Raw genomic sequence first — 24,790 nt, forward strand, 5'->3', positions numbered from 1 at the left:
TCGAATTTCTTAATAATAGTGTCCAATATGATTGACAAACCTACAAAAGTATCATTCACAGGTTACGCCTTGTACAGTGTGCCTTAGATTAAATGATTTATGTTTTTGGCTGTTTTACACAATAATGCGCCACTAATATTTTGCATAAAAATAATTGAAATTATGGTATTAAAGTTGTATAATATCAATAATCAAAGATATAACTTTGATAACAGAGATCATATATTTTGAAAGGCGGAATAATCAAATGGCTAACAGAATGATACTTAATGAAACTTCATATTTCGGTGCAGGCTCGATCAGCGAGATAGTTACAGAGGCAAAGAAGAGAGCTTTTAAAAAGGCTCTTGTTGTAACAGACCCTGACCTTATTAAATTTAACGTTGCAAAGAACGTTACAGATCTTTTGGAAGAAGCAGGACTTGCTTATGATATATTCTCTCAGGTAAAGGCTAACCCTACTGTAAAGGTAGTAAAGGCTGGTATCGAAGCTTTCAAGGCAGCAGGCGCTGACTATCTTATCGCTATCGGCGGCGGCTCATCAATGGACACTGCAAAGGCTATCGGTATCATCATAAACAACCCTGAGTATGCTGACGTTACTTCTCTTGAGGGCGCTATCGACACAAAGAATCCTAGTGTTCCTATAATCGCTGTTCCTACAACAGCAGGCACAGCCGCAGAGGTAACTATCAACTATGTTATCACAGACGAGGAGAAGAAGAGAAAGTTCGTTTGCGTTGACCCTCATGATATCCCGGTTGTTGCAGTTATCGACGCTAAGATGATGTCATCAATGCCAAAGGGACTTACAGCTTCAACAGGTATGGACGCTCTTACACACGCTATCGAGGGCTACACAACACTTGGCGCATGGGAGCTTACAGACATGATGCACCTTAAAGCAATAGAGATAATCTCACGTTCACTGAGAAAGGCTGTTGAGAATGACCCACAGGGCAGAGAAGACATGGCTCTCGGTCAGTATATCGCAGGCATGGGCTTCTCAAACGTCGGTCTTGGCGTTGTTCACGGCATGGCTCACCCACTTGGCGCATTCTATGACACACCTCACGGAATTGCAAACGCTGTACTTCTTCCGTATGTAATGGAGTACAACGCTGAATACACAGGCGAAAAGTTCAAATACATTGCAGAAGCAATGGGCGTTGACACAACAGGCATGAGCCAGGCTGAATACAGAGCAGCCGCAGTAAACGCAGTTAAGCAGCTTTCAAAGGACGTTGGAATCCCTGAGAAGCTCCACGAGATAGGCGTTAAGGAAGAGGATCTTCAGGCTTTGAGCGAATCTGCATTTGCAGACGTATGCACAGGAGGAAATCCAAGACCTTGCACAGTTGAGTCTATCCTCGGCATTTATAAGACAGCATTCTAATTCAAAAATCTTTTATCTGCCCTCGGTTTTCGGGGGCAGATTTTTATTGCCCGAAAAGAATATTTATGGTATAATACATTTAAAGTGAGTTTAAAGTTCATAGGTTATCATATATCGTAAGATATTATACTGACTTATAGGGAGGAATTTTAATGAGATTACTTCTTGCTGAGGACGAGGTGGAGCTTGCAAATGCGCTTTCGGCAGTGCTTAAACACAAAAACTATTCTGTTGACGCTGTTTACAACGGCATCGACGCATACAACTATGCAATTGCACAGGATTATGACGGCATAATACTTGACATTATGATGCCTGGTATGGACGGCATACAGGTGCTTACAAAGCTTCGTGAAAAGGGTATCGACTCCCCTGTTCTTCTGCTTACTGCAAAGTCTGATATTGACGATAGGATAACCGGACTTGATTCGGGTGCTGACGATTATCTTACAAAGCCCTTTGCAATGGGCGAGCTTCTTGCGAGAATAAGGGCAATGACACGCCGCCGCACTGAGTTTGCACCCTCTACCCTTACTTTCGGAAACGTTTCTCTCAACAGACAGAGCTTTGAGCTTTCAGGTCCTAACGGCTCTCAGAAGCTTGGCAACAAAGAGTTTCAAATGATAGAAGCCCTTATGCTAAATCACGGCACGCTTATTTCCACAGAGCGTTTCATGGAAAAGATATGGGGCTATGACTCTGACGCTGAGATAAACGTGGTGTGGGTATATATTTCATATCTGCGTAAAAAGCTTGGTCTTATCGGTGCAGATATCGAGATAAAAGCTACAAGGGGCGTGGGATACACACTAGAGGAAAAGCATAATGATTAAGCGTTTACAGCGAAAATTTGTTGTTATCGCCGCTATGTGCCTGCTTATCGTGGAGCTTGCCATAATAGGCGGCATAAATGGAGTGAACATCTATCAGACCAACAAGAATGCAGACGATCTGCTGAACATAATAATCGAAAATGACGGCAGATTTCCTGAGTTCGACCCCAAGGGCATGAAGCATGACAAGCCGCAGGATAATTCAGACAGCTCATCTCCCCCTGAGAGCAAAAAGCCTGATAAGCACAGAGGCTTTAACGAGGAAACTAAGTATCAGACAAGGTATTTTGTTGTATACGCCGACAGCAATGGCGAAATAACCAAGGTAGATACAGGACACGTTGCGGCGGTGTCAAGTTCGCAGGCTATAGAATACGGCAAAAGTGTTCTTGACAGCGGCAAGACTTCGGGCACGTCAGGAAACTACCGCTACAAAACAGGCGACACTGACAAAGGCAAAATAATAGTTTTCATGGACTGCCGCAGTGACAGTGCAACCAAAAATCGCTTTTTGCTGGTGTCGTGCGCTATAGGTGCGGCAGGATATATACTCGTTTGCCTGCTTATCATAATCTTCTCAAAGCGTGCCATAAGACCTGTTGTGGAAAGCTTTGAAAAGCAAAAGCGGTTCATCACCGACGCAGGGCACGAGATAAAAACGCCGCTGGCCATAATCTCCGCAAACACGGAGGTTCTTGAAATGGTGTCAGAGCCAAACGAATGGACAGTGAGCATAAAAAATCAGATAACAAGACTAAACGGTCTGCTGAAAGAGCTTTTGAGCCTTGCAAAAATGGAGGAGGAAAAGCCTGCTCTTACCATGGCTGACTTCAACATTTCTGACGCTGTTTATGACGCCGCTTCGCCTTTTACTACCCTTGCGGAAACAAAGGGCAAAAAGCTCACCATTGATGTTGCCAACGGACTTTCCTATCACGGCGACGAGGGTGCGATAAGACAGCTTGTTTCTATCCTCACGGAAAATGCGGTAAAATACGCTGACGAGGATGGCGAGATAATAGTAAAGCTTTTCACCTCTCACAGTGGCAAGGAAACAGACCTTGAAGTTTCAAACACCTGCAAAGAACCACCGCAAGGCGACCTAACAAAACTTTTCGACAGATTTTATCGTGACGACAGCTCACGTTCAAGGTCAAAGGGAGAGAAAAAAGGTGGCTACGGCATTGGGCTTTCTATTGCACAGGCAATAGTCAGGTCGCACAAAAGCAAGATATCATGCAAAGCCGAAAACGGCATGATGATATTTACAGCACAGCTTAAATAACTGCAAAGCAGAGTTGGTCACCAGCCGCTCTGCTTTTTTATAATATGACATTTGTCACATGAAGATGTGACTTTGCTCACTAGCTTTTTGGCGGATAGTATTGTATAATGTTAATACAAACTAAGGGAGGTTTTTCTTATGGCTGAAACTGTAGTAAAAATAGACAATTTGGTAAAAAGATACAAGGAGCTTATTGCTCTTGACCACTTTGATCTTGAAATAAAAAAAGGCGAGGTCTTCGGACTTCTCGGTCCTAACGGTTCGGGTAAGACCACCACTATAAACTGCCTGCTCTCACTGTTGGCATACGATAAGGGCGACATCGAGATATTCGGTGAAAAAATGTCCCCTGTGAACTATGGGGTAAAAAAGCGTATCGGCGTTATAATGCAGAATGTTGCGGTGTTTGACGAGCTGACTGTGTATGAGAACATTGACTATTTTTGTGGGCTTTACATCACTGACAAGGCCACACGAAAGAAGTATGTTGACGATGCCATAGCTTTTGTGGGGCTTGAGGACTTTGTGAAGTTCCACCCTAAAAAGCTTTCAGGGGGTTTGCTCAGACGACTTAACATTGCCTGTGGTATCGCACACAAGCCTGAGCTTATCATACTTGACGAGCCGACAGTTGCTGTTGACCCACAATCAAGAAACAAGATACTGGAGGGCATTTTACAGCTCAACCGTGAGGGTGCGACTATAATTTACACCTCCCACTACATGGAGGAAGTCGAGCAGATATGCACCCGTATCGCCATAATGGATAAGGGCAGTAAAATAGCCGAGGGTACTACAGAGGAACTCAAACGAATGATAAAAAACACCGAAACTATCACCGCCGAGATACTCCAGCTTCCTGAAAACGTCCGTGAACAAATAGAAGCTTTGGAACACGTTTATAATGTTTCCTATGCCGACAACAAGCTCGTTGCACGCTGCACAGGGGGACGGCACAATCTTATTGAGATACTGAAAATATTGCAGGAAAATCAGGTGGGCTTCGGCAGCGTTTATTCTGAGCAGCCCACCCTCAATGACGTTTTCCTTGAAATAACCGGCAAGGCTCTCAGGGATAAGGAGTGATAGAATGTTCGCACACATATTCAAATACGAATTTAAAAGCTGTCTGCGTCAAAAAGCCATACTCTTCTGGCTCATAGCCTTTCCTATAATACTGGGTTGCTTTTTTAAGATGGCGTTTTCAGGAATTTACGAAAAAGATGTTGTATTCAATACGATACCTGTTGCGGTGACACATATAGAAGAAAACGATATCCTTAAACAGGTGCTTGAACAGATATCAGATAGTGATGAGGCTCTTTTCAAGGTGACGTATACAGACATTGACAAGGCAGAAGAAATGCTTAAAAGCGAAGATATAAAAGGCATTATAAAGGCTTCAGACCTCTCCCTTGAGTTTGGCTCAACAGGTATCCAGCAGACCATTGTAAAGACTTTCATTCAGCAATACAAAACACAGGAAAAGATAATAACTGACACTGCAAAGAACGCTCCGCAAAAGCTTGATAAGGTCATAGCTTCCCTTTCTGAGAAGATAAGCCCAAATGAGGATATACCTCTTCACGGCAATCCTGACATAACGATACAGTTTTTCTATAATCTCCTTGCCATGACGGCACTTTTCGGCTCAATGTCAGGTCTGTTCGTGGCACAGGAAAATCAGGGCGACCTGTCTGCACTTGGTGCAAGACGTTGCTGTTCTCCGGTGAACAAGCTTACAAGCATAACGGCAACGCTCCTTGCTTTTCATGTGGTGGAAATGATATGCATGGTGATATCGGTGACGTTCCTGAGATTTGTGCTTAAAGTGGATTTCGGCAGTAAGCTCCCCCTTGTTTACCTTGCCGCAATAGTCGGCGGAATAATGGGAATATCCATGGGATTTTTCGTTGGCTCTTTCCGCATAAAAGAGGGTTTAAAAGTGTCTGTAGTCCTGGCGGTATCAATGACCTGCTGTTTCTTCAGCGGTCTTATGTCAAACACCATGAAAGGCACTGTTGCAGAGCATTGCCCGATATTCAATGAAATAAACCCTGCCGCAGTTATCTCAGACAGCTTTTACTGTCTTAATCTCTACGAGGACTACAGGCGGTTCACGGTGAAAATAATTTCAATGGCGGTATACACAGTGCTGTTCACCCTTGGTGGATATGTTCTTACAAGGAGGCGTAAATATGCAAGTCTTTAAGACCTTTATGAAAATACTCAGAACAAGGCTTACGTCTGCTATATTATATCTTGTCATATTTATGGTCATAGCAGTAATAATGGCAGATACTGCAAAAGATAACAATGGCTATGAGGACTATAAAATGTCCATATCCGTCATTGACCGTGACAACAGTGCCGAAAGCAAGCGTTTGCAGGACTTTATATTCAGCGGCAACAAAAAGGTGGAGCTTGCAGATGATGAAGACGAGGTCATCGACGCCGTTTATTACGGACGTTCCAATTATGTTCTGTATATAAACAAGGGCTTTGGCGACAAGATAAACGCAGGGGATTTTGACGGACTTTTTGAGAATTTCAAAATGCCCTCCAGCTACGGCGGACAGCTTTTTGAAAGCAGGCTTGACGGCTATCTTTCAAGCGTAAAGGCATACATGACGGCAGGTGAAAGCACAGAAAACGCTATGGAGCTTGCTCAAACGGCAGTTTCTCAGCAAGTAAAGACGGAGCTTAAAAACTTTAACAACAAGGTCGGAACAGGTATGCCGGCAATATTCGGCTACTATTTTCAGTATCTTGCATACGTTATGCTTTCCATGCTCATTGTTACCCTTTGCCCTGTAATACTTACGCTAAACAGAAAGGGCGTTCGTGAACGCACAATGTGTTCAAGCCTGACGTCAGCAAACTACAGCAGACAGACGGCTCTTGGGGCAAGTATCTTGGTGTTTAGCATATGGCTTTTGTTTATGATAGTCGCAATAATTTGGGGCAAAACGCTCAGCGTGAAATTCTGGCTCGCCTGCCTTAACAGCTTTGTATATATCATTGCCGCCGCAGGCATAGCAATGATAATAGCGCAGTTTGACCTTAGCGACAACGGCATATCTGCTATATCGAACATAATCGGTCTTGGCATGAGCTTTCTTTGCGGAGTTTTCGTGCCGCAGGAATTGCTCACAGGAGGCGTTCTTGCAGCGGGAAGATTGTTTCCTGCATACTGGTACACCAAAGCCAACAATATGCTTTTCGGCATGAGCGGTGGAGTATTCAGCACAAAGGAATATCTTATCTGCGTTGGTATCGAGGTACTGTTCGCAGTGGCATTCTTTACTGTGGCTGCTCTGCTTGTTAAGCAAAAACGTGAGGGTGATGTAAATTCCCTTGCATAAGTTGACAATAATATGGCTGTGTGTTATACTCTTATTGTTACGGAGCTGACACGCAGTCTTTTTGCGTCAGCTAAAGAAGATCATAGATGAAAAAGAGGAAAAAGTATGGATAGATTACAGCTTGACAAAAATGTAAAGCTCACAGGCAGAGTATATTTCAAAGACGAGGTAATGTGGCTCGGTCTTTCAGGAAGCGGTGCGTCATTCGCATTTGACGGCACAAAGCTTGTTTTGAATCTCAAAGGCGACAATATCGCAGTGGGCGAAAACCCTATCGACTATGCAAGGATAGCCGTTTATGTTGACGGCAAGAGAGTAGTTGACGAGATGATAAACTGTGCAGAAAAAGAGGTCACGGTAATAGACCGCACTGAAAGTGCAAAGTCGGTGGTGGAGATAATAAAGCTTTCAGAATCTCCAATGTCAGCAGTTGGCGTTGAGGCTTTCGCTGAGGGCAGTGCTGAGGCTTTGCCTGAAAAGCAGCTCAAAATAGAATTTATCGGCGACTCTATAACCTGCGGCTATGGTGTTGATGATGAGGACGAAAACCACCAGTTCACCACCGCCACAGAGGACGTTACAAAAGCCTATGCCTACAAGACCGCCAAGGCACTTGATGCTGAATACAGTATGTTTTCAGCCAGTGGCTATGGCATAGTATCAGGCTACACAGAAGGTGACGAGCCTATCAGCGAACAGACAATTCCACAGTTCTATTGCAGCTACGGCTTTTCAAGGGGCAATTTTGCAGGCACTGCTCCGCAGGATATCCCTTGGGATTTCAGCAAATATGTTCCGCAGATAATCGTTATAAACCTTGGCACAAACGACGATAGCTACTGCCGTGACTACAAAGACAGGCAGGCTGTTTTCTCAAAGCTTTATGCTGATTTTCTTGCGGTCGTTCGTGAGAAAAATCCGCAGGCTTACATTCTCTGCACTGTTGGAATAATGGGCGAGAGGATATTCCCTGCTGTTGAGGAGGGCATAAAGATATATCTTGAAAGCCACGCTGACAGCAAGATAAGCTCAATGATGTTCCATGAGCAGGACGGTGCAAATGACGGCTTTGCGGCAAACTGGCACCCTACTGAAAAGACCCACAAAAAGGCAGCGGCAGTGCTTACGGAAAAACTCAGAGAGATAATAAAAAGCATATAACAAAATCGGCAGTCGGTAACGGCTGCCGATTTTTTGTCATTTTACGCCAATTTTCATTCTGTAGCAGAATGAACAGGAAAGCATGGCTAGTATCAGAACTGTTCTTTGAAAGCTTTCCTTATAAGAACACATATTTCAGCACGAAAAGCACTGCAAGCACATACATAAGCGGTGTGATATCCTTGCGCTTTCCGCAAACAAGATTTATAACAACATATGAGATTATTCCAAGAGAGATACCCTCTGAAATGCTGTAGAAAAGAGGCATTGAGAGAATACAAAGATACGCAGGGATAGCCTTTGTATAATTGCCGTCATCAAACTTGATGTCAGTGATAGAGCTGAACATCAAAAAGCCTACTACTATAAGTGCGGGAGCTGTTGCAAAGGATGGTATAGCCGTGAAGATAGGTGCAAAGAACATTGACAGTGCAAACAGCACTGCGGCTGTGATAGAGGTAAGACCTGTTCTGCCTCCTGCGGCAACGCCTGCTGAGGACTCAACAAATGTTGTGGTGGTAGAAGTACCAAGAACTGCGCCTGCTGTTGTGGCAACGGCGTCAGCAAGAAGCGCAGGCTTTATCTGCGGAAGTCTGCCCTTTTCATCAAGCATATCTGCCTTTGAACATACGCCGATAAGAGTGCCTAAAGTGTCGAAAAGGTCAACGAACAGGAAGGAGAATACCACGACTATAAAATTGAAGATACCAATGCTGTGCATATCCACCTTAAAGCACTGACCAAATGTTTCGCCAAGCTTTGAAAAATCCGTAAGCGACATTGTAGGGAAAAGCGAGTTGTAGCCGCTTTCAGCGTCAGGTACATACAGCCCTACAAGCTGACATATCATGCCTATTACCCATGTTGCCACTATACCCATAAGAATAGAGCCACGGACTTTTTTGATATATAGGATAATAGTGATGAAAAGTCCCACGATAGTGAGAAGCGCACATATGCCCGAAGTTGTGAAATTCTTGCGGAAGCCTGTTATGGTGACAAGAGTGGCTGAACTGTCAACGCAAAGTCCGGCATTCTGAAGTCCGATAAAGGCAATGTAAAGACCGATGCCAACGGATACCGCTTTTTTCAGCACCACAGGGATAGCGTTGAATATCGCCTCTCTCACGTTTGTGAGGGAAAGCACGATGAAGACGATACCCTCGACGAAAACCGCCAGCAGTGCCACCTGCCATGGATAGCCATAGCCTGCCACAACAGTGTAAGCCATGTAAGCGTTAAGTCCCATGCCTGCGGAAAGCACAAAAGGCAGATTTGCCATAAGTCCCATGCACACTGTTCCAATAACAGAGGCGATACAGGTGGCAAGAAGTACGGCTGTAGGATCCATGCCCGTTCTGCCGAGAATGCTCGGGTTTATGGCAAGGATATATGCCATGGTCATGAAAGTCGTCACGCCCGCCATTATCTCAGTTTTAACATCGGTGTGATTTTCTTTCAGCTTGAATAATTTTTCCGTCATATTTTATTATGCCTGCGTTGCAGACATTTCCTCCTTTCAATATGGGGATACTATCTTATTATACCGATTTTACAGCATTTTTCAAGCCTGATTTATTAAGACAACACCGCACAAAGCCCGCCTGACGGCTTTGCACGCCATCTGCTTGCAGATTTTCCGTCATATCACACAAAAATCCCTTGACATACGGCAGTATGCCTGCGGAATTTTTATGCAATCTGACAAAAAATCTGACTACGCATCTGACGCACAATCTTTGTGCGGTATTGCCTTAATTGAATAAAATTTATCATTTAAGAAGCACTGTTACTAACGTCAGACTTTATTTTCCACTGACTATTGAGCCAATAAATGCGGTTTTCGATCCAATTGAAAAGATCCTCCGCAGAGTCAGGACCCCACTCTTCGCCTTTTCTAAGGTCGGCGTCATACTCTTTAAGATATTCACGCTCTGTTTTTATACAGCCCTGTAAAAGCTTTTCCTGGCTCATCTCTGTCCACTTTTCCTTGACAGCGTCCATAAACCAATCCTGCTTGCAAAGAATGATAAACCATGGGTTTGAACGGTCGCCGTTTTTAGCCACAAAATTCTTGTCTGTGAAAGCACCAGCATAATATTTCTCAGTGCTGTCATTATATGCCCAGTTAAAATCCCAAGGTGAGGTGAATTTCAGCTTAGGACATTTACTGTCCTTTGAAAGATCGACGCACATATAGAAGCTTCCCTCACCACAGTCATAGTCATGTACGATCTCATAAAGAATATACATATCTCTCACTGAGTCTATATCCATAACATTAGAAACGGCTTCCTCAGCGGTGGTAACGTCAGAGTCAACAAGGTCATAATTTTCATCAAATTTATAATACTTGCCGTTCTCACAGGCTTCATAAACTATCTTGAACAGATTGTTGAGATACTTGTCAATAAAGTCTATCTGATTTTGCGAATAGAGGTCATTCTTGATAGAATATTCCGCAGGAACGAACTGCCTTGTTTCGCCGTTTATATCGGTGACAGTGGCATTTTCATAGTCCATGCTTATATAATGGTTATCCTCATCGCTTGTTGCATAGTTGTCAAGCTCAAGATAATAGCCTATATCAGTGTCGGTGTAGCCCTCCGCAGGCTCGGAGATATCCACTCTGTTTGGATTTATCTGACACTGTTCGCAAAGTTCATAAACGCCTTGAAACTCTTCGTTCACATAGAGGTGAACGAGCTGACCGTCTGAGCAGAAATTGCTGTCACCCATGATAGTTCTGCCAAAACGGAATGCGATATCGTTTCTTATTAGATCCCAATCTGATTTCAACAGCACCCAGCTTTTGCACTCTGCGCCGTTATTAAGCCCAAGCATATTTGTCTTTTTATCAAATTTTATCCTATAAGGCACTTTGTTTGCAAGGATCTGACTAACATCACCGTAATATGCGCTTGAATTTCCTCTTACCTTTATGCCTGCTGAGGCTTCGTTTATATCCAATTTTTCATCACAATTGAAAACGTCCACCACGCAGGAAGTATACTTCTCCCTTGAAGCTATCATATCGTCAGGGGCAGTCGTGACGCTTATAACAGGTATCTTACTTTCTGATCGTATCTTTTTCTTAAAACTTTCTTTTTCAGCCTTGTCAGCACTCAGGCTTTCATAAGTAGCAGGTTCAGGGTTTATCACCTGTTTTGTGGTAGCAGGGAGAGTTACAACAGGTTCAGCCGTTGTTGTCACAGCCTGAGATCCGGCAGAACTACTCTCTGCTTTTGAACTTTCCCCTGTTTCTTTAGCACAGCTTGTGAGCATTGCTCCCGTCATGACCACAGCACATACAGCAGCAATAATTCTTCTGTTCATATCATTTCTCATATTATTATCTTTCCATTTATTGTGCATTACACACATATTTTTTATCATATAACTTATTCAATTATAGCACATTGACATAGATAATACAATATGCTATAATCATAAAAGTAAGTGGGATAATTTATGCACTAACACGATTATATAGGAGGTTTTTTGAAATGTTTATACCTGACGATAAAAGATATGACAAAATGATATACAACCGCTGTGGAAAAAGCGGGCTTAAGCTTTCTGCGTTGTCTTTGGGCTTTTGGCAGAATTTCAGCCTGAAAAACAATTTTGAGAACATGGAAAGAATGGTACACACTGCGTTCAACAGCGGTATCACACATTTTGACCTTGCAAACAACTATGGCAATCCCTACAACGGCTCGGCAGAGGAAAACTTCGGCAGGATACTCGACCGTGGCATGAGAGAGTTCCGTGACGAGATGTGCATTTCCACCAAGGCAGGCTATGAAATGTGGGCAGGTCCATACGGTGACAGAAACGGCTCGAGAAAATATCTCACGGCAAGCCTTGACCAATCTCTCAAAAGAATGGGACTTGAATATGTTGACATTTTCTATCACCATGTAAGAGATCCCGAAACGCCTCTTGAAGAGACTGCCCTTGCACTTGACAATGCAGTAAGGCAGGGAAAAACACTATATGTTGGCATATCAAATTACAACAGAGCCGACACAGCCGAAATGCTGAAAATTTTCCGTGAACTCAGAACTCCTTTTATTATCAATCAGCCCTCATATTCCATACTCAACCGCTGGATAGAGGACGATAAGCTTGACAGCCTTGCACTTTCTGAAGGATTTGGCATTGCAGTGTTCTCGCCGCTGTATCAGGGCTTTCTCACAAGCAAATATCTCAAAGGCATACCGGCAGATTCAAGGGTAGGCAGAGGCGAAACATGGATAGGCAATGAGCTTAACGACAAAATGATAGAAAAGCTCAACAAGCTTAATGATATCGCCGCTTTGAGGGGACAGACCCTTTCGCAAATGGCACTTTCATGGGTGCTTCACAACAAGGCTGTCACCACTGTGCTTATCGGTGCAAGCCGTCCTGAGCAGATAACGGAAAACATAGGCTGTCTTGACCGCCTTGACTTCACAGAAGCTGAACTTGCAGAGATAGACAGGCTTGCGAAGATGTAAATCAGAAAGGTGAGCTTTATGAGCGAAGAAATAGTTTGGACAAAGGAATACAAAGTTGAACGCTACAGAAAAATGAACAAAGATATTAAGAAAGGCAGCGTGATTTTTGCAGGCTCATCTCTTATGGAGATGTTCCCTATCGAGCAGTTTGCGGCTGAGGATAAGCTGCCTGTCACTGTATATAATCGTGGTATCGGCGGTTTTATCACTGACGAGCTTATAAAGGTAATGGACGTATGCATACTTGACCTTGAACCTGCTAAGCTTTTTATCAACATCGGCACTAACGACTTGAGCGACTCACGGATAGAAATGTCAACGGTCATGAAAAATTATGAGTACATTCTTCGTGAAACTATCAAGAGAGTACCGGATGTGAAGATATACCTCATGGCGTATTATCCTGTTAATCCCGAGGCGGCAACCGAGGAAACAAAAGGCTGTCTTAGAGTGCGAACAAATGAAAAGATAGACATTGCAAATGAAGAGGTAAAAAAGCTTGCTCACAAACTGAATGCAAAGTATATTGATGTAAACGCTCCCCTGAAAGACGAAAAAGGCAGACTAAAAAAAGAATACACCTACGAAGGCGTACACATTAAAGAGGAGGGCTACAAAGCCATTTATCCCCTTGTGAAAGATTACATACTCGAATAAGAAAAAGCTGTCAGAGCCACCGCCCTGACAGCATTTTTTTATGAATTATAATAGCGAACGTAATCGTCAAGCACATCTGCCGTAAGCTTAAAAGGATAATTTTTAAGCTTGGCAGGGTTGGCAAGTATTCCGTCTCTGTCCTTCTTCCAAAGCTCCTCTGACATATCAAGCTTGCCAAAAAGCGTCCTGATATAATCCCTGAAAGCGTCGATATCGTCAAAGCCAAGAAGCTGTTTTACAACATACTCCACCTCGGCGCTGTCACCGTATTTTTTCAAAAAGCCTGACAGAAAAACGCCTACTGCCTTGCCGTGTGGAACGCCATTTTCATATGTCAAAGTATAGCTCAGACCGTGAGGTATGCTTGTGCCTGTGTAGGCTATCGCCATGCCTGCAAGCACTGATACCTGCATGAAAGTTGAGAACTCATCATCGGTCATTTGAGCAAATCTCTCCTCTGTTTCAAGACAGCCCTTACAGCTTGCCCAAAGCTTCATACCCTCCTCTGCATATGCACGGCTGAACGCATTTGCGTTGGTGTTGAGCCGTGACTCTATCATGTGAGCAAGTGCGTCAACGCAGGTGCTTTTCATACCGCCATATGAGGAGGTTTTAAGATAGCTGTAGTCCACCAATGCAAGTGACGGAAAAATTTTGTGGGCAATAGATTTCTTGGTCTGCTTGATGTGGGAAGTCAGGATAGAATAAGGTGTAGCCTCCGAGCCTGTTCCGCAGGTGGTAGGCACGCAGACTATAGGATAAAAAGGTAGTTTCGCAGGAGTGTAAAGAAGCTCCTCCACCTTGGCAGTGCTATCTGAAATCTCGCACTTTTCAGCTTTTACAACGCTCTCGCTTTCGGAAAACTCGGCATTTTCGCAAACTATCCCATTCTTAGCAAGCATTGATATCGCCTTGCTTGCGTCCATTGGCGAACCTCCGCCCACTGCCACGAACATATCCACGCCGTATTTTACCGCCGCCGTTGCCGCTGTGTAAACAGTTTCCACAGACGGGTTTTCCTCAATATCATTATATATCACATATCCAATGCCCTGACTTTCAAGCACTGCCTTGACATCATCAAGAGAACCATTCACCGCAGAAGAATGTCTGCCTGTGACTATCATGGCTTTTTTGCCAAGTTCCGCTATTTCGCCCCCGTGATTTTTTACCGCTCCATTTTCTATGTAAATATCTGTAGGTATATTTCTCATTTTCAACGCTCCTTTTGGCTTTTAATTCATTATAGCACCTTTGAAGTTGTTTTTCAAGCCTCGACATTGCAGAACATATGTGTTATGATATTAGTAACAAATCATGGAGAAAAAAGTTATGCACTTCACAACGGCAAAAGGTATACTCTCGCAAAAAAACGGCATGAATTTATATCGTGGCTGCACATAACGGTCAGACGAGTATTTTTGATACTGCCGATTGAAAACCTCTCCCCTTTATGTTATAATAAAGAAAAAACATCAAGGTGAAGCAATGAATAAAAATATAGCTATGGGGATATCCCTTGCTGTGGTGGCTGTTATGGTCGGCTCGGCGGAGATCTTCGGGGAAAAGGAAATAATTTTTCCTGAGATAACGGCAGTGGCAATGGGTGCGCTAATTGCGCCTGTGCAATCTTGGAACACCTCTCGAACACGGCTTTTTGCGGCGATAGTTTCTGCCGCCGTTGCAGGCGTGTGCATAGTGCGGTTTATCCCTGAGATACTTATACTTCGTATAGCTTTGGGACTTCTTGTAGCAGTGAGCGTTATAACACTGTCAAAAACTAGCTTCGTTCCTGCCATTTCAGCCTGCATACTTCCGATACTTATGGGTACAAAAAGTCCTGTTTACGTCATTTCCGTTGCGGTCATGACAGCATTTATACTTGTTTTTCAAAAAGTTCTTGAATACTTTGGTCTGCATGAAAAGTATGAATATAGACCTATCGAACCAAGCTCAGAACTTCTCAAACTACGAGCAAAACAAGTCATCACGGTGCTTGTTATCTGCATATTGCCTGCGCATTTTCACGAGATATTCTTTATCGCTCCTCCGCTTATAGTTGCATTTTTTGAGCTTAGCGGCAAAGGCTCAAAGCTTATGAAAAGAAAATACACCGCAATTGCTCTCATGGCGGCGGCTGCGTTCGCAGGCGTTATGGCAAGATTTTTTATCTCTGAAAAGCTTGGGCTTACCCTGACATTTAGTGCAGTTTTATCCTCTGCTTTGATATTCGTCCTTTGCCGAAAAACAAAGCTTTATTTTCCTCCATGCTGTGCAATATCTACCCTGCCTTTTATAATCCCCAAAACGGCAATAATAAAATTTCCATTTGAGGTCACAGCAGGATATATTGTCCTTACCATTGCCGCAGTTATCATAACCAAAATAGACAATAATACAAATTAGGCATAATCAAAAACGTACAAAGCTTTATGATCCGACCTCCAGAAGTTAGACCAAAAATCTAACAACTTGGAGGTCACATCATTACGCTCTGTACGTTTTTTTGTATATTAAGAAATCATTCTCTGTTTTTAAGCACCTCGGCAGGAGTTATCTTGCCAAGCTTTCTTACAAGAATTGAGGTGATGATAAAGTATGTTGCCATTACTCCTGCGAAAATTATAACGTAAGCATACCATGGGAATGCAAGGTTTATTCCGCTTGTTACGTTTGGAATGAACACTGGGAAAACCTTGTCCATCAGTATCTTTGAAAGCGGTATCTCGATAAGTGCGCCCAAAGTTATGATAATTGCGTTTCCGTTTAGGTAAAGCTTTTTCACGTCCTTGGTCTTATAGCCGAACACCTTCACAAGGGATATTCCAAAGGAAGCCCTTTCTATTGTAACATTCAGCATAAGGAACATCACAGAGCAGAAAATAATTACAGCAACCGCAATAAGCATTACTATCATTGACATCATAAGGTCCGTGAAAACTGCCGCTGAACGCTCGATATCCGATTTTGTTGTTGTGCTGTAAAGTCTGCCCTCGTCAATGTCAAGTTTCTTATCTGAGAGCAAACAGTTGTAGTAAGTGTCGCTCTCACCGAAAAGCTCACGCATACTGTCAATATCCATAAACACCATAAGTCCACCACGCTCGTCGCAGATATCCTCAACTGTGAATGCGTAATCCATTGAGGTCGCATCGTCTGTCAGGATAAACTTATCGCCCTTTGCCACTCCGTAACGCTCCACAACTGACTGGCTCACTGTTATAAAGCTCTTGCCTTTGTGTGTTTTCACATCATAATACTTGTTGTCGCTGTCCATACCCATAACGGTGACATCAAGGTTATAGCCAAGCTGTTCCTTTGAAAGCGTTTTTACAAAGCAAGCCTCGCCACCCTCTGGAACGCTTTCCTCCGGATATTTCAGAGTGTACATATACTCGTATTTTGTGTCATTGATAGTGTCTTTTCTCACGTTCTCACAGAGATAGTAGCAATCAACGCCAAGCATAAGAATGAACAGTGAAAACAGCATACTGAGAAGCACTGTTATGCCTGTGCGCATTTCACGAAGCATTTGGCGTATCTGAAATCTGCGGATAAAATTCCTGCTCTTTATCTTCACTCTGCTGTAGTGACCTGTTTTCTGCTCGTTTCTGATAAGTGAAAGAGCAGTCTGAGAAAGCCGCTTGTTTATCACAAGGGTATTAACTATCACCGAAACAACAGGAGGCATTACAATGCTGTAAATGATAAGATACAAAGGATAAACAGGGGTAAAATCAGGGAGCGAAGAATATGCGTAGCTGTCGAGAAGCTGATAATCGATTCCAACAGGTGAGAAGCCTATGACCGCACCGATTATTCCGCCAACAAATGCAACTATAGTCGGCAATGTTACGTAGTGGCGGATAAGATCTTTTTTCTTTGCGCCGAGTGCATAAAGCGCACCTATAACACTGCTTTCACGCTGAATCTGATGAATGACGAAAACAGAGATAACATAAGTAAGAAGTGCCATAAGTATAACACCCACACCAAGTCCTGCATATTTGTTCATGACAACGTCACCTGCCGCACCGGCTATACGAACGTTGTCGCCCTTTTTCACGAACATTGTCAGATTGTCAAGGTCAATGGTGAAAACCTCGTCAAGAAGCTCGTCAGCCTGCTTTTTGAAGCTGTCAATACCATTTGCAAGGCTTTCTGCACCGCTGTATGCAGATCTTGCACCCTCTGACAGATCTTTTGAGCCGTCATATGCGGCTTTAACTCCTGCCGTGATAGCGTTCGCACCCTCTGGGAGTGCCTTTGCACCCTCGTAAAGTCCGCCCATTGCGTCATAGAGAGCGTCTGCTCCCTCAGAAAGGTCTTTCACACCGTCCTTAAGGGTCTGAGAGCCGTCATAGAGCTTATCGATACCATTTGAAATATCGTCACGCTGTTTCAAGACGTCCTTGATAGTTTCAAGATAATACTTGTCTGTGACTTTTTTATAATCAAAGTCAAAATCCTCGATCATTTTCTTCAGCTCGTCATCAGTTGCCTTGCCGTTAAGTCTGTAAGCATAGCAGAGGTCTTCGGCTTTCTGATCGCTGTCATTTTTGAAATAGTCATACTGATCGTCGCTTACGAAAAGAAGTCCGAAGACCTTGCTTGACACAGCCGTGTCAGAGAAATTTTCAAAAGGTGTGTCATAGTCAGGTGTAGTTCCTATTCCAACTATCTCAAACTCAACTCCGCCTGCTGTGAGCTTATCGCCCACTGACAGAGAATGTTCCTCGCTGTAGCGCTTTTCGACTACCGCTTCGCCCTTTTTCTCAGCAAGTCTGCCGCTGTCAAGCTCGATAAGGTCAATGTCATTTCTTTTACGGAAAACACGGAGCTTTGAGCCGTCCTTCGCGGTAACGTCAATGCTGAAATGCTGTTCAAGAGTAATTTCTTTGTCTGTTATTTCCTTTTCCTGTTCGTCTGTAAGAGGAATAAAAACGCCGAACTGTCCGTCCTCGACCCTGTTTTGCTTACCATGTTCGGCTGTTCCGTCTATGATAGTGTCTGCGCTTGCAACCACGGAAACTATTATGTACATTCCCATTACGATAAGCAATACAAGCGCAAGATAACGTGCGAAATTTGTTTTAAGCTCACGTCCGAGCCTTTTTCTGAGTACCCTGTTCATTACAAGTCCTCCAGCTCTGCGGCAGGTATGCGTGTTTCGTTAAGATAATCCTTTTTGATAAGTCCGTCCTTAACGATTATTACCTTATGCACCATATTTTTTATAGCGTTGTTGTGAGTAACGATAAGCATTGTTGTGCCATATTTTTCGTTTATCTTCTCCAACAGAATGAGAATATCCCTTGATGTTTTCGAGTCAAGAGCGCCTGTAGGCTCGTCGCACAAAAGCAGCTTTGGATTTTTTATCAGCGCCCTTGCTATAGCACATCTCTGCTGCTGACCGCCTGAAAGCTGTGACGGAAACTTGTTTCTGTGTTCGGAAAGTCCCAACGTTGTGAGAAGTTCTTCCATATCCAGTGGCGAATCTGAAAGATATTCACAAACCTGAATATTTTCCACAACTGTCAGATTTGGAACAAGGTTATAAAACTGAAAGATAAAGCCCAGATTTTCCTTTCTGTAATCGGCAAGCTTATCAGGTTTAAGACCGAAAATTTCCTTACCGTCGACCTTAACAGAGCCACTGTCCATAGTGTCAAGGCCGCCTATGCAGTTAAGAAGCGTGGATTTACCAGAACCGCTCGTACCCTGAATAACGCACATCTGACCTTTTTCCAGACTTGTGGTGATACCCTTTAGCACCTGAATATAGCTGGCGTCACTGCCGTAGCTTTTCTTCACATCTTTGATTTCCAAATACATATCATTTCCTCCATTTAGAAGTTAGACTTAGCTAACTTTACTTTATGTAAAAATGTGCATATCTGCACATTTCATCGACATTTGAGATACGAAATTCACACATAACGTTGTTATGTAGGTTTCTAAAAGTTACCGCCCGCAGGCGGCAATTTTCTAATCCTCGACTATCATTGTAAACCATATTTTTATTAGAAACTCCATTACTCTGCGCATATGGAGCTTTGCCTTTTCCACGTCTCTCTCGTGAGTTAGCAAATGAGTGTAGGCGTCAACACTTATATGGGTTATCCAATGAAGCATATACTCATCAACGTGGCAGTTAGGCATTTTTGCGGCAGCTTTTTCCGCTGATATCCTAAAGCCCTGTTCTGTCATATCTACGATCATATCCACAGTATTTTCATACTCAGACCCTTGCGCACCCGTGAGCAGCAGCATAAAAACGTCATAGTGGAGATACATATAATCAACAAGCTTGTCAAGGTCGGTGTGAGTATCAATGTGATACTCAGCAGACAGCACCGCAGGGTCATCGCTATCCATATCCTGAGCGTCCTGCATATAATGCTCCGTAAGAAGCCTGCAAAGCTCTTTCAGCGGCTCATCGACAATAGCCTTGAACAAGTCATTTTTATTTTTAAAGAAGAAATACAGCGCACCGGTCGTCACGCCTGCGTCAGCGCATATTTTTCTCAGAGAAGCCTTCATATAACCATTTTCAGAGAACTCGGCCATTGCACTTTCCAGTAGCTTTTCCCTTGTTTCAAGTTCGTCACCCATTACTGCACCCCGCTTTCCACTTCACATAACACTGTTATCTTAACATATAACGCTCGATATGTCAATACATTTACTATATTTTCAGCATATTATATGATATTGCAACATAACAGTGTTATGTGATTGGTGACTATTACAAAATAAAATAGGAAGCGGCATACCTGTCTGGTCAGCTCTTACGATTTCTGACGGGTTAAAGTATATAAGCGGTAGCTATAAAATTGCTATTGTTTACAGCGGTGACAGTGCTCCTATGCTGGTCCTTGAAAACAAGTACTCATATAGCTGGGATATTTGCATTAGTGCAAGTGAGGTGTCGTCAGGAGTTGCTTTCTACTCATACGATGACATTGCACAGGCTTTCAGCAACTACGGAGTAAGCATTTATGATATGGGACAGCTTCACATATTTACCTCTAATTATACCGAGATCTACGGAGTATATGCGGCTCCGGTCTGATATTACAACATAATAACTATTCAAGTCAAATAATAATCGGGCCGAGCAAAATGTTCCACCGGAACATCTTACTCGGTCTTTTTCGTAGTATCGATAATTCAACATATTTACAACTATCATGCATTTTTCACGCAATCACCAATCTGGTCATTTTCTCTATCCACTTATCAATGAAACTTATAAACCCCTCAAAGCTTCATAGCTCTCCATTTGTTTGAAATAACGCCGATATTCCAGTATGTAATAAAGCAGATAAACAACATACTGATTGCCGATACGACAACTGCTTCAATAACGAGAAACGATGTCGAATAGGTTGATATGAATCTTGACGTAATTGTCAAAATGATATTTTGACAAAACCTAACAAATGTTCCCAATAAGATAATGTCTAATATGAACCGCCATAGGAATGATTTTGTAAATTTGGTCATGTTTTTCTCCTGTTATCAAATTATAATTTCAATAGCGTTGCTTACTTGTGTATATGAATGTGTGGTAGAATCATAATCAGTACACAATAATACTGTATATACTCCTTCCGGCACATCCTTTCGCAATTTGAATTCGTTTATTTCACTTGCATCGACAATTTTTTGAATTTCACCGTCCTTGACTATAAGCCAACATATATTTTCTAATTCTGAATTATCGCTCTTTGTAACAGTATATAAATCAGAATTTTCTTTCACAGATATATTTTCTGAATATGACGGCGAATTTTTTTTCTCAACCAACTGAATTGATTCTATGTATCCCAAATTCTTTCCATCTTTATCAGTATAAAACTCAATTTGAAACTCATCATTGTTATTAGCTGATTTTATCAAGTCATTATAATAGTCAAACTCTGATTTACTAAGACTTAATCTTAGTTGAGTATTTATGCTTTCATTATATACTTTTAATTTGTCTGAATCCGCATAAACTCCATAAAAATTATACAATTGAGTAGCCTGAACACCTTGAAATCGTGATGGATAAGAAGACTTTTTCGATTTTTTTGTATAAACCGAAATATTATCATCTTGCTTGGTTAAATTAATAGTTTTCTTAAAAGCACTTCCGTTGCTTATTTTTTGCACAACAGAAATTTCTTCAATTAGATTTTTTATGCCGTATGTACTATACTGAGACTGAACAGATATAAAATTCATCCACAATATTGAAACAAAACACGAAAATACGACTCCAACAATTTTATGACCTAAACCGTAACCTTTTTCATTAAAGAATGTTACAGCCGATTTTATCATAAACATGATCATAAAAAAGGCTAGTACAATTGCTGAGATTGCTTTAATTTTCAAAAATAAACAAACTAAATTTATATTTTCTTGACCAATCAATGAGTTTGGAGCAAAAAAATTCAATAATATATTTCCGAATATCAGCACTAACAAAAACCAACCGCAATTATTATAAATTGGTTTAATAGCTTTCATATTTTTCCCTACAAAATCTCCTCATTAATATGTTTGATATTGTTATATGCGTATTTATCATATACATAATCAACATCGTCATAAGTTTCCATACTTCTTGACAAAATCGCCAAGATAACGCTCTGCAAAATTCTTACGAAAATTCCAAGCAGAATTATATCTAATATAAATCTCCATAGGAATGATTTTGTGAATTGAGTCATTGTTTTTCCCCCCTAAAATAATCAATCTTCTTTTTCCAGTGGTACACTCTCATACTCTTCAGAATTACTATTCTTACTCCTCTTAGAATATAAAATGGTATTGCTGATAGGGGCTTGATCTTCGATTTCTTCGTCATTATCCAAAACAAGAGTGACAGCGTAATCTCCGGCAGGAGCAAAAGTTAGAATATTTGTCCAGTTTGACCGAATAGCTAAACTGCGCTTATAGAACTCGCCGTCACAGGTAATGTACCAATATATTTTCTTTTCCATCTCAGCTAATTCTACGCTGTTCGGATCTAAATCATCATACACTGCAATACCAGAACGCTCTACAAGTATTGTATTGTTTTCATTGACGCTTAATCTTATTTCAATATTTTGTTTTATAAAATATGAATATGATGGAGAACTAAGTGACAAATTGTAATCGGAGGTATCCGTTATATCCAGAACTTCTTTTACATAACCTGATCTTTTATAATATGAGATTCGAAAATGCCGTTCAACTGGAATTTCTTTTTGAAATCCGTTGTCGCCCTTGATCGTTTCGACCTGACTTGATTTTAGTGATCGTTTTACATTAACACCATCACTGTTTTCTACCCAAATATTTCGATTATCGTATAACTCAATGCTGTCGGTTTCAATACTTATCGGATCATCATATTCTATATCGTCATTTATTTCGGATATCAGAGACAACTGTTCAAATACTGTCATATTGCTGATCTCAAATATTTTATTTATACCTGCACCTACTCCTATAAGCAAACAAATAAAAACTAATATCCGTATCCGATTTTTTAACAAAAAATCTTTATCATGGTTTATTACGGCTGATGTAATAATTTTCAAGCCTAATTTTTTTGACTTATTAAATTTCCTATATCTTGCACTTAGCAAAAGGCCCTCACCCATAGCCATTATAATGACTGCGGCATTATACACAACCAAAAGATAGCATATAAAATTAAATATTATCAATCTTTTGAAATCAGATATACCGTTAGTGAATATCCCTTCATACAAATATTCATAATAAACACCATAAGCCGCAAATACGCCAATCAGAAATAAAATAACATTTATTAAGCAAACATAGTAAATATGATTTTCTAACTCATTATTGCCATCTATCAAAAAAATCCTCCTCTAAGTTCAATAATCTTCTTATTTCATTAATTACAAGTTTTGACCGTGTTACTGAAAAGGTCCGATATACATGAAAAAGCAGTAGATATGCCTTGATTACCTAATTCTAATACTGAAATAAGCAAAGGAAACAGTGTATAGAACTCAGAATCTTCAGCCTTTTTAGTATCTGCTTCGACTGCATACTCGTCATCTATTTTAAATTGTATCACAGCTTCTTCAATTTTGCAACCCTCATCGTAAATAAATTCCGAACAAATTCCTAAAGTTGCATCATTTGTCATTGCTTTTGAGTAAAGGCTTTCTCATGCATCAAGATTTGACAGAATATTTCCTGCAGCTTTCATTTTAACCGATACCTCGAAAGGATTTGTATCGGTATGAATATTTGAAAAGTTTTCGACATCTGGCGGAACGTCAACTTCAAATATATATTCGGAATCTGGCACGCCAAAAGTCTGGGGATTTAATGGATCAAGTCCTAGAGCTATTTCATCGCCGTCGCTTATACCGTCGTCATCTGTATCGTATTTTAATTGTATTGTGCAAAAGCAGTCAACACAAGACCAGTTACAAGAAATTCAAGAGTTTCAAAGTTTTCACTGATAGTAACTCCATTAACTACGCCATTGGCTATTTCAGGTGTCACTCCGTTTCCCTTTAAAGCTTTGAATCCAAATGTTTTAGTTTCATTGGCTGCTATCGGGGTTGTTGTAATGTCATTTACAATAGAATATGAATTTGCATCTGCAGATACCAGTCTCGCATTCCATAATATCCTCAATTGTAAAATTAGTATCAAAATTGAGTCGCCAAGCATCTATTGGTTCGGCTGAGAGATTTTGTATTTTTATTTCACCGGTAAAACCGTTACCCCAATCGTTGGTAACATTCAGCGAAACAATATATTCATTTTCTGCTTTATCGGTTCTTTGTGAACAGATTTCAAAAGCTTTTGGAATTTCAAGACCTTCTCCTGTCACACACGAATTGTTATCAGCGACATCTGCTGCCGAAGCGTAGACCGGAACAATTATGTTGATGAGGACAATAACAGACATGAAAATTGAAATGATTCTTCATTTCGATTTTTCTCCTGATATGTAAAAACTTGTTTTCATAGGAATCCGACGCACAGTTTTCCATGCTGAAAAATTATGATTAGAAATCCGATTGCCGCTCCTATGGTAATGCTTTCTTATATTTTTTTAGTCATCAAAATTAGAAAAAAGTGTTTTTTTGCTTGCTGAATAATGTCTGACAATACTTTCTCCGGGTTTCAGACTGATTGTTTCAGACTCGCCGTCTTTTAAAAGAGCCGGTAAGAATCTTTGAATATTTTTCTTGTCCACATTTCCGTTTTCCCACGGAATAATATCAAATATTCCATTAGGATAAACAACAGTCATGTCGTTTACATTAAGGAATTCTGAGTATCCGCACAAAAAAAGCCGATCCTATTGGTTTCTCTGTTTTAAGAGATACCAACAAAATTGGCAGATCCAATAAATTTGTATTAAAAACAATGTGATAGTTCTTTTATATACAAATCGGCAGGCTTAGAGCAAAATATACTCAAAGTCTGCCGTTTTGTTTGACGCTGTTTAATTGTTGAGGGTTCAGATCCTTTTTTTACGAAAAAGCATCTACGGTTTTACACCTGAAATTTTTACCCTCAAAACGCAAAAAAAGCTCGTAAATACGAGCTTTTCG

Annotated in this window: 24 protein-coding genes; 11 read left to right on the forward strand and 13 right to left on the reverse strand. The window is 41.4% G+C overall.

What is annotated here, in order from left to right:
• The first annotated feature begins 247 nt into the window (after positions 1-247).
• The 7 genes from fucO (at position 248) to DW015_RS11430 (ending at position 8,040) form a co-directional block, all read left to right on the forward strand.
• The gene (gene fucO, locus DW015_RS11400; RefSeq protein ID WP_117905703.1) at positions 248-1,396 is read left to right on the forward strand and encodes a lactaldehyde reductase; all 1,149 of its coding nucleotides are present in this window, start codon (positions 248-250) and stop codon (positions 1,394-1,396) included.
• A gap of 152 nt (positions 1,397-1,548) precedes the next feature.
• Entirely contained in the window at positions 1,549-2,229 is a 681-nt protein-coding gene (locus DW015_RS11405) for a response regulator transcription factor (protein ID WP_046441238.1), read from the forward strand.
• Positions 2,222-3,514, forward strand: a complete 1,293-nt coding sequence (locus DW015_RS11410; protein ID WP_117905704.1) for a HAMP domain-containing sensor histidine kinase — start codon at positions 2,222-2,224, stop codon at positions 3,512-3,514. Before DW015_RS11405 ends, DW015_RS11410 begins: the two co-directional genes overlap by 8 nt.
• 138 nt (positions 3,515-3,652) lie before the next feature.
• Positions 3,653-4,600: an ABC transporter ATP-binding protein gene (locus tag DW015_RS11415; protein ID WP_038671318.1), complete on the forward strand. Its 948-nt coding sequence runs from the start codon at positions 3,653-3,655 to the stop codon at positions 4,598-4,600.
• 4 nt (positions 4,601-4,604) lie between these two features.
• Positions 4,605-5,726, forward strand: a complete 1,122-nt coding sequence (locus DW015_RS11420; RefSeq protein ID WP_117905705.1) for an ABC transporter permease — start codon at positions 4,605-4,607, stop codon at positions 5,724-5,726.
• The gene (locus tag DW015_RS11425) at positions 5,713-6,879 is read left to right on the forward strand and encodes an ABC transporter permease (RefSeq protein ID WP_181979914.1); all 1,167 of its coding nucleotides are present in this window, start codon (positions 5,713-5,715) and stop codon (positions 6,877-6,879) included. Before DW015_RS11420 ends, DW015_RS11425 begins: the two co-directional genes overlap by 14 nt.
• A 105-nt stretch (positions 6,880-6,984) precedes the next feature.
• Positions 6,985-8,040: an SGNH/GDSL hydrolase family protein gene (locus tag DW015_RS11430; RefSeq protein WP_117905707.1), complete on the forward strand. Its 1,056-nt coding sequence runs from the start codon at positions 6,985-6,987 to the stop codon at positions 8,038-8,040.
• Between the two features lie 118 nt (positions 8,041-8,158).
• Here DW015_RS11430 and DW015_RS11435 read toward each other — a convergent pair whose 3' ends face one another.
• Both DW015_RS11435 and DW015_RS11440 read right to left on the reverse strand, forming a co-directional pair.
• Positions 8,159-9,523 carry an NCS2 family permease gene (locus DW015_RS11435; protein ID WP_038671310.1) on the reverse strand — a complete coding sequence of 455 codons (1,365 nt, stop codon included), beginning with the start codon at positions 9,521-9,523 and terminating at the stop codon, positions 8,159-8,161.
• A gap of 293 nt (positions 9,524-9,816) precedes the next feature.
• Positions 9,817-11,376, reverse strand: a complete 1,560-nt coding sequence (locus DW015_RS11440; protein WP_207659377.1) for a CotH kinase family protein — start codon at positions 11,374-11,376, stop codon at positions 9,817-9,819.
• 170 nt (positions 11,377-11,546) lie between these two features.
• On the opposite strand from DW015_RS11440, the gene DW015_RS11445 reads away from it, so the two are divergent.
• Together DW015_RS11445 and DW015_RS11450 are read left to right on the forward strand one after the other, a co-directional pair.
• Entirely contained in the window at positions 11,547-12,542 is a 996-nt protein-coding gene (locus tag DW015_RS11445; RefSeq protein ID WP_117905709.1) for an aldo/keto reductase, read from the forward strand.
• 18 nt (positions 12,543-12,560) lie between these two features.
• A complete protein-coding gene (locus DW015_RS11450; protein ID WP_117905710.1) occupies positions 12,561-13,199 on the forward strand; it encodes a GDSL-type esterase/lipase family protein in 639 nt (212 codons plus the stop codon).
• A 38-nt stretch (positions 13,200-13,237) separates the two neighbouring features.
• Here the strand turns inward: DW015_RS11450 and DW015_RS11455 are convergent, their stop codons facing one another.
• Positions 13,238-14,413, reverse strand: a complete 1,176-nt coding sequence (locus tag DW015_RS11455) for an iron-containing alcohol dehydrogenase family protein (protein WP_242993275.1) — start codon at positions 14,411-14,413, stop codon at positions 13,238-13,240.
• A 274-nt stretch (positions 14,414-14,687) separates the two neighbouring features.
• Here DW015_RS11455 and DW015_RS11460 point away from each other — a divergent pair, with 274 nt between their 5' ends.
• Positions 14,688-15,605 carry a hypothetical protein gene (locus DW015_RS11460; RefSeq protein ID WP_117905712.1) on the forward strand — a complete coding sequence of 306 codons (918 nt, stop codon included), beginning with the start codon at positions 14,688-14,690 and terminating at the stop codon, positions 15,603-15,605.
• Positions 15,606-15,720: 115 nt separating this feature from the next.
• Here DW015_RS11460 and DW015_RS11465 read toward each other — a convergent pair whose 3' ends face one another.
• From DW015_RS11465 to DW015_RS11475, 3 genes are all read right to left on the reverse strand, one after another.
• Positions 15,721-18,333, reverse strand: coding sequence for an ABC transporter permease (locus DW015_RS11465; protein ID WP_117905713.1), 2,613 nt, complete (start codon positions 18,331-18,333; stop codon positions 15,721-15,723).
• Positions 18,333-19,034: an ABC transporter ATP-binding protein gene (locus DW015_RS11470; RefSeq protein ID WP_022287660.1), complete on the reverse strand. Its 702-nt coding sequence runs from the start codon at positions 19,032-19,034 to the stop codon at positions 18,333-18,335. The genes DW015_RS11465 and DW015_RS11470 overlap by 1 nt, the downstream gene beginning before the upstream one ends.
• A gap of 153 nt (positions 19,035-19,187) precedes the next feature.
• Positions 19,188-19,814: a TetR/AcrR family transcriptional regulator gene (locus DW015_RS11475; protein ID WP_117865337.1), complete on the reverse strand. Its 627-nt coding sequence runs from the start codon at positions 19,812-19,814 to the stop codon at positions 19,188-19,190.
• Positions 19,815-20,067: 253 nt separating this feature from the next.
• Here DW015_RS11475 and DW015_RS11480 point away from each other — a divergent pair, with 253 nt between their 5' ends.
• A complete protein-coding gene (locus DW015_RS11480; RefSeq protein ID WP_117905714.1) occupies positions 20,068-20,274 on the forward strand; it encodes a hypothetical protein in 207 nt (68 codons plus the stop codon).
• A gap of 449 nt (positions 20,275-20,723) precedes the next feature.
• Here DW015_RS11480 and DW015_RS11485 read toward each other — a convergent pair whose 3' ends face one another.
• The 7 genes from DW015_RS11485 to DW015_RS11510 form a co-directional block, all read right to left on the reverse strand.
• Complete coding sequence (locus tag DW015_RS11485; protein WP_117905715.1) at positions 20,724-21,719, reverse strand: hypothetical protein; 996 nt, start codon at positions 21,717-21,719, stop codon at positions 20,724-20,726.
• Between the two features lie 8 nt (positions 21,720-21,727).
• Positions 21,728-21,922: a hypothetical protein gene (locus tag DW015_RS11490; protein WP_117905716.1), complete on the reverse strand. Its 195-nt coding sequence runs from the start codon at positions 21,920-21,922 to the stop codon at positions 21,728-21,730.
• Between the two features lie 21 nt (positions 21,923-21,943).
• Positions 21,944-23,065: a hypothetical protein gene (locus DW015_RS11495; protein WP_117905717.1), complete on the reverse strand. Its 1,122-nt coding sequence runs from the start codon at positions 23,063-23,065 to the stop codon at positions 21,944-21,946.
• 38 nt (positions 23,066-23,103) lie between these two features.
• Positions 23,104-23,361 (reverse strand): hypothetical protein, encoded by a 258-nt coding sequence (locus DW015_RS13625; RefSeq protein ID WP_117905718.1) that lies wholly within the window; start codon positions 23,359-23,361, stop codon positions 23,104-23,106.
• Positions 23,362-23,382: 21 nt separating this feature from the next.
• The gene (locus DW015_RS13475) at positions 23,383-23,526 is read right to left on the reverse strand and encodes a hypothetical protein (RefSeq protein ID WP_181979916.1); all 144 of its coding nucleotides are present in this window, start codon (positions 23,524-23,526) and stop codon (positions 23,383-23,385) included.
• 83 nt (positions 23,527-23,609) lie between these two features.
• Positions 23,610-23,897 (reverse strand): hypothetical protein, encoded by a 288-nt coding sequence (locus DW015_RS13480; protein ID WP_207659379.1) that lies wholly within the window; start codon positions 23,895-23,897, stop codon positions 23,610-23,612.
• Positions 23,898-24,285: 388 nt separating this feature from the next.
• On the reverse strand, positions 24,286-24,522 hold the full coding sequence (locus tag DW015_RS11510) for a hypothetical protein (protein WP_117905720.1): 237 nt from the start codon (positions 24,520-24,522) through the stop codon (positions 24,286-24,288).
• Between the last annotated feature and the right edge of the window lie 268 nt (positions 24,523-24,790).

The sequence above is a fragment of the Ruminococcus sp. AF37-20 genome, assembly GCF_003460465.1.
GTDB lineage: Bacteria > Bacillota > Clostridia > Oscillospirales > Ruminococcaceae > Hominimerdicola > Hominimerdicola aceti.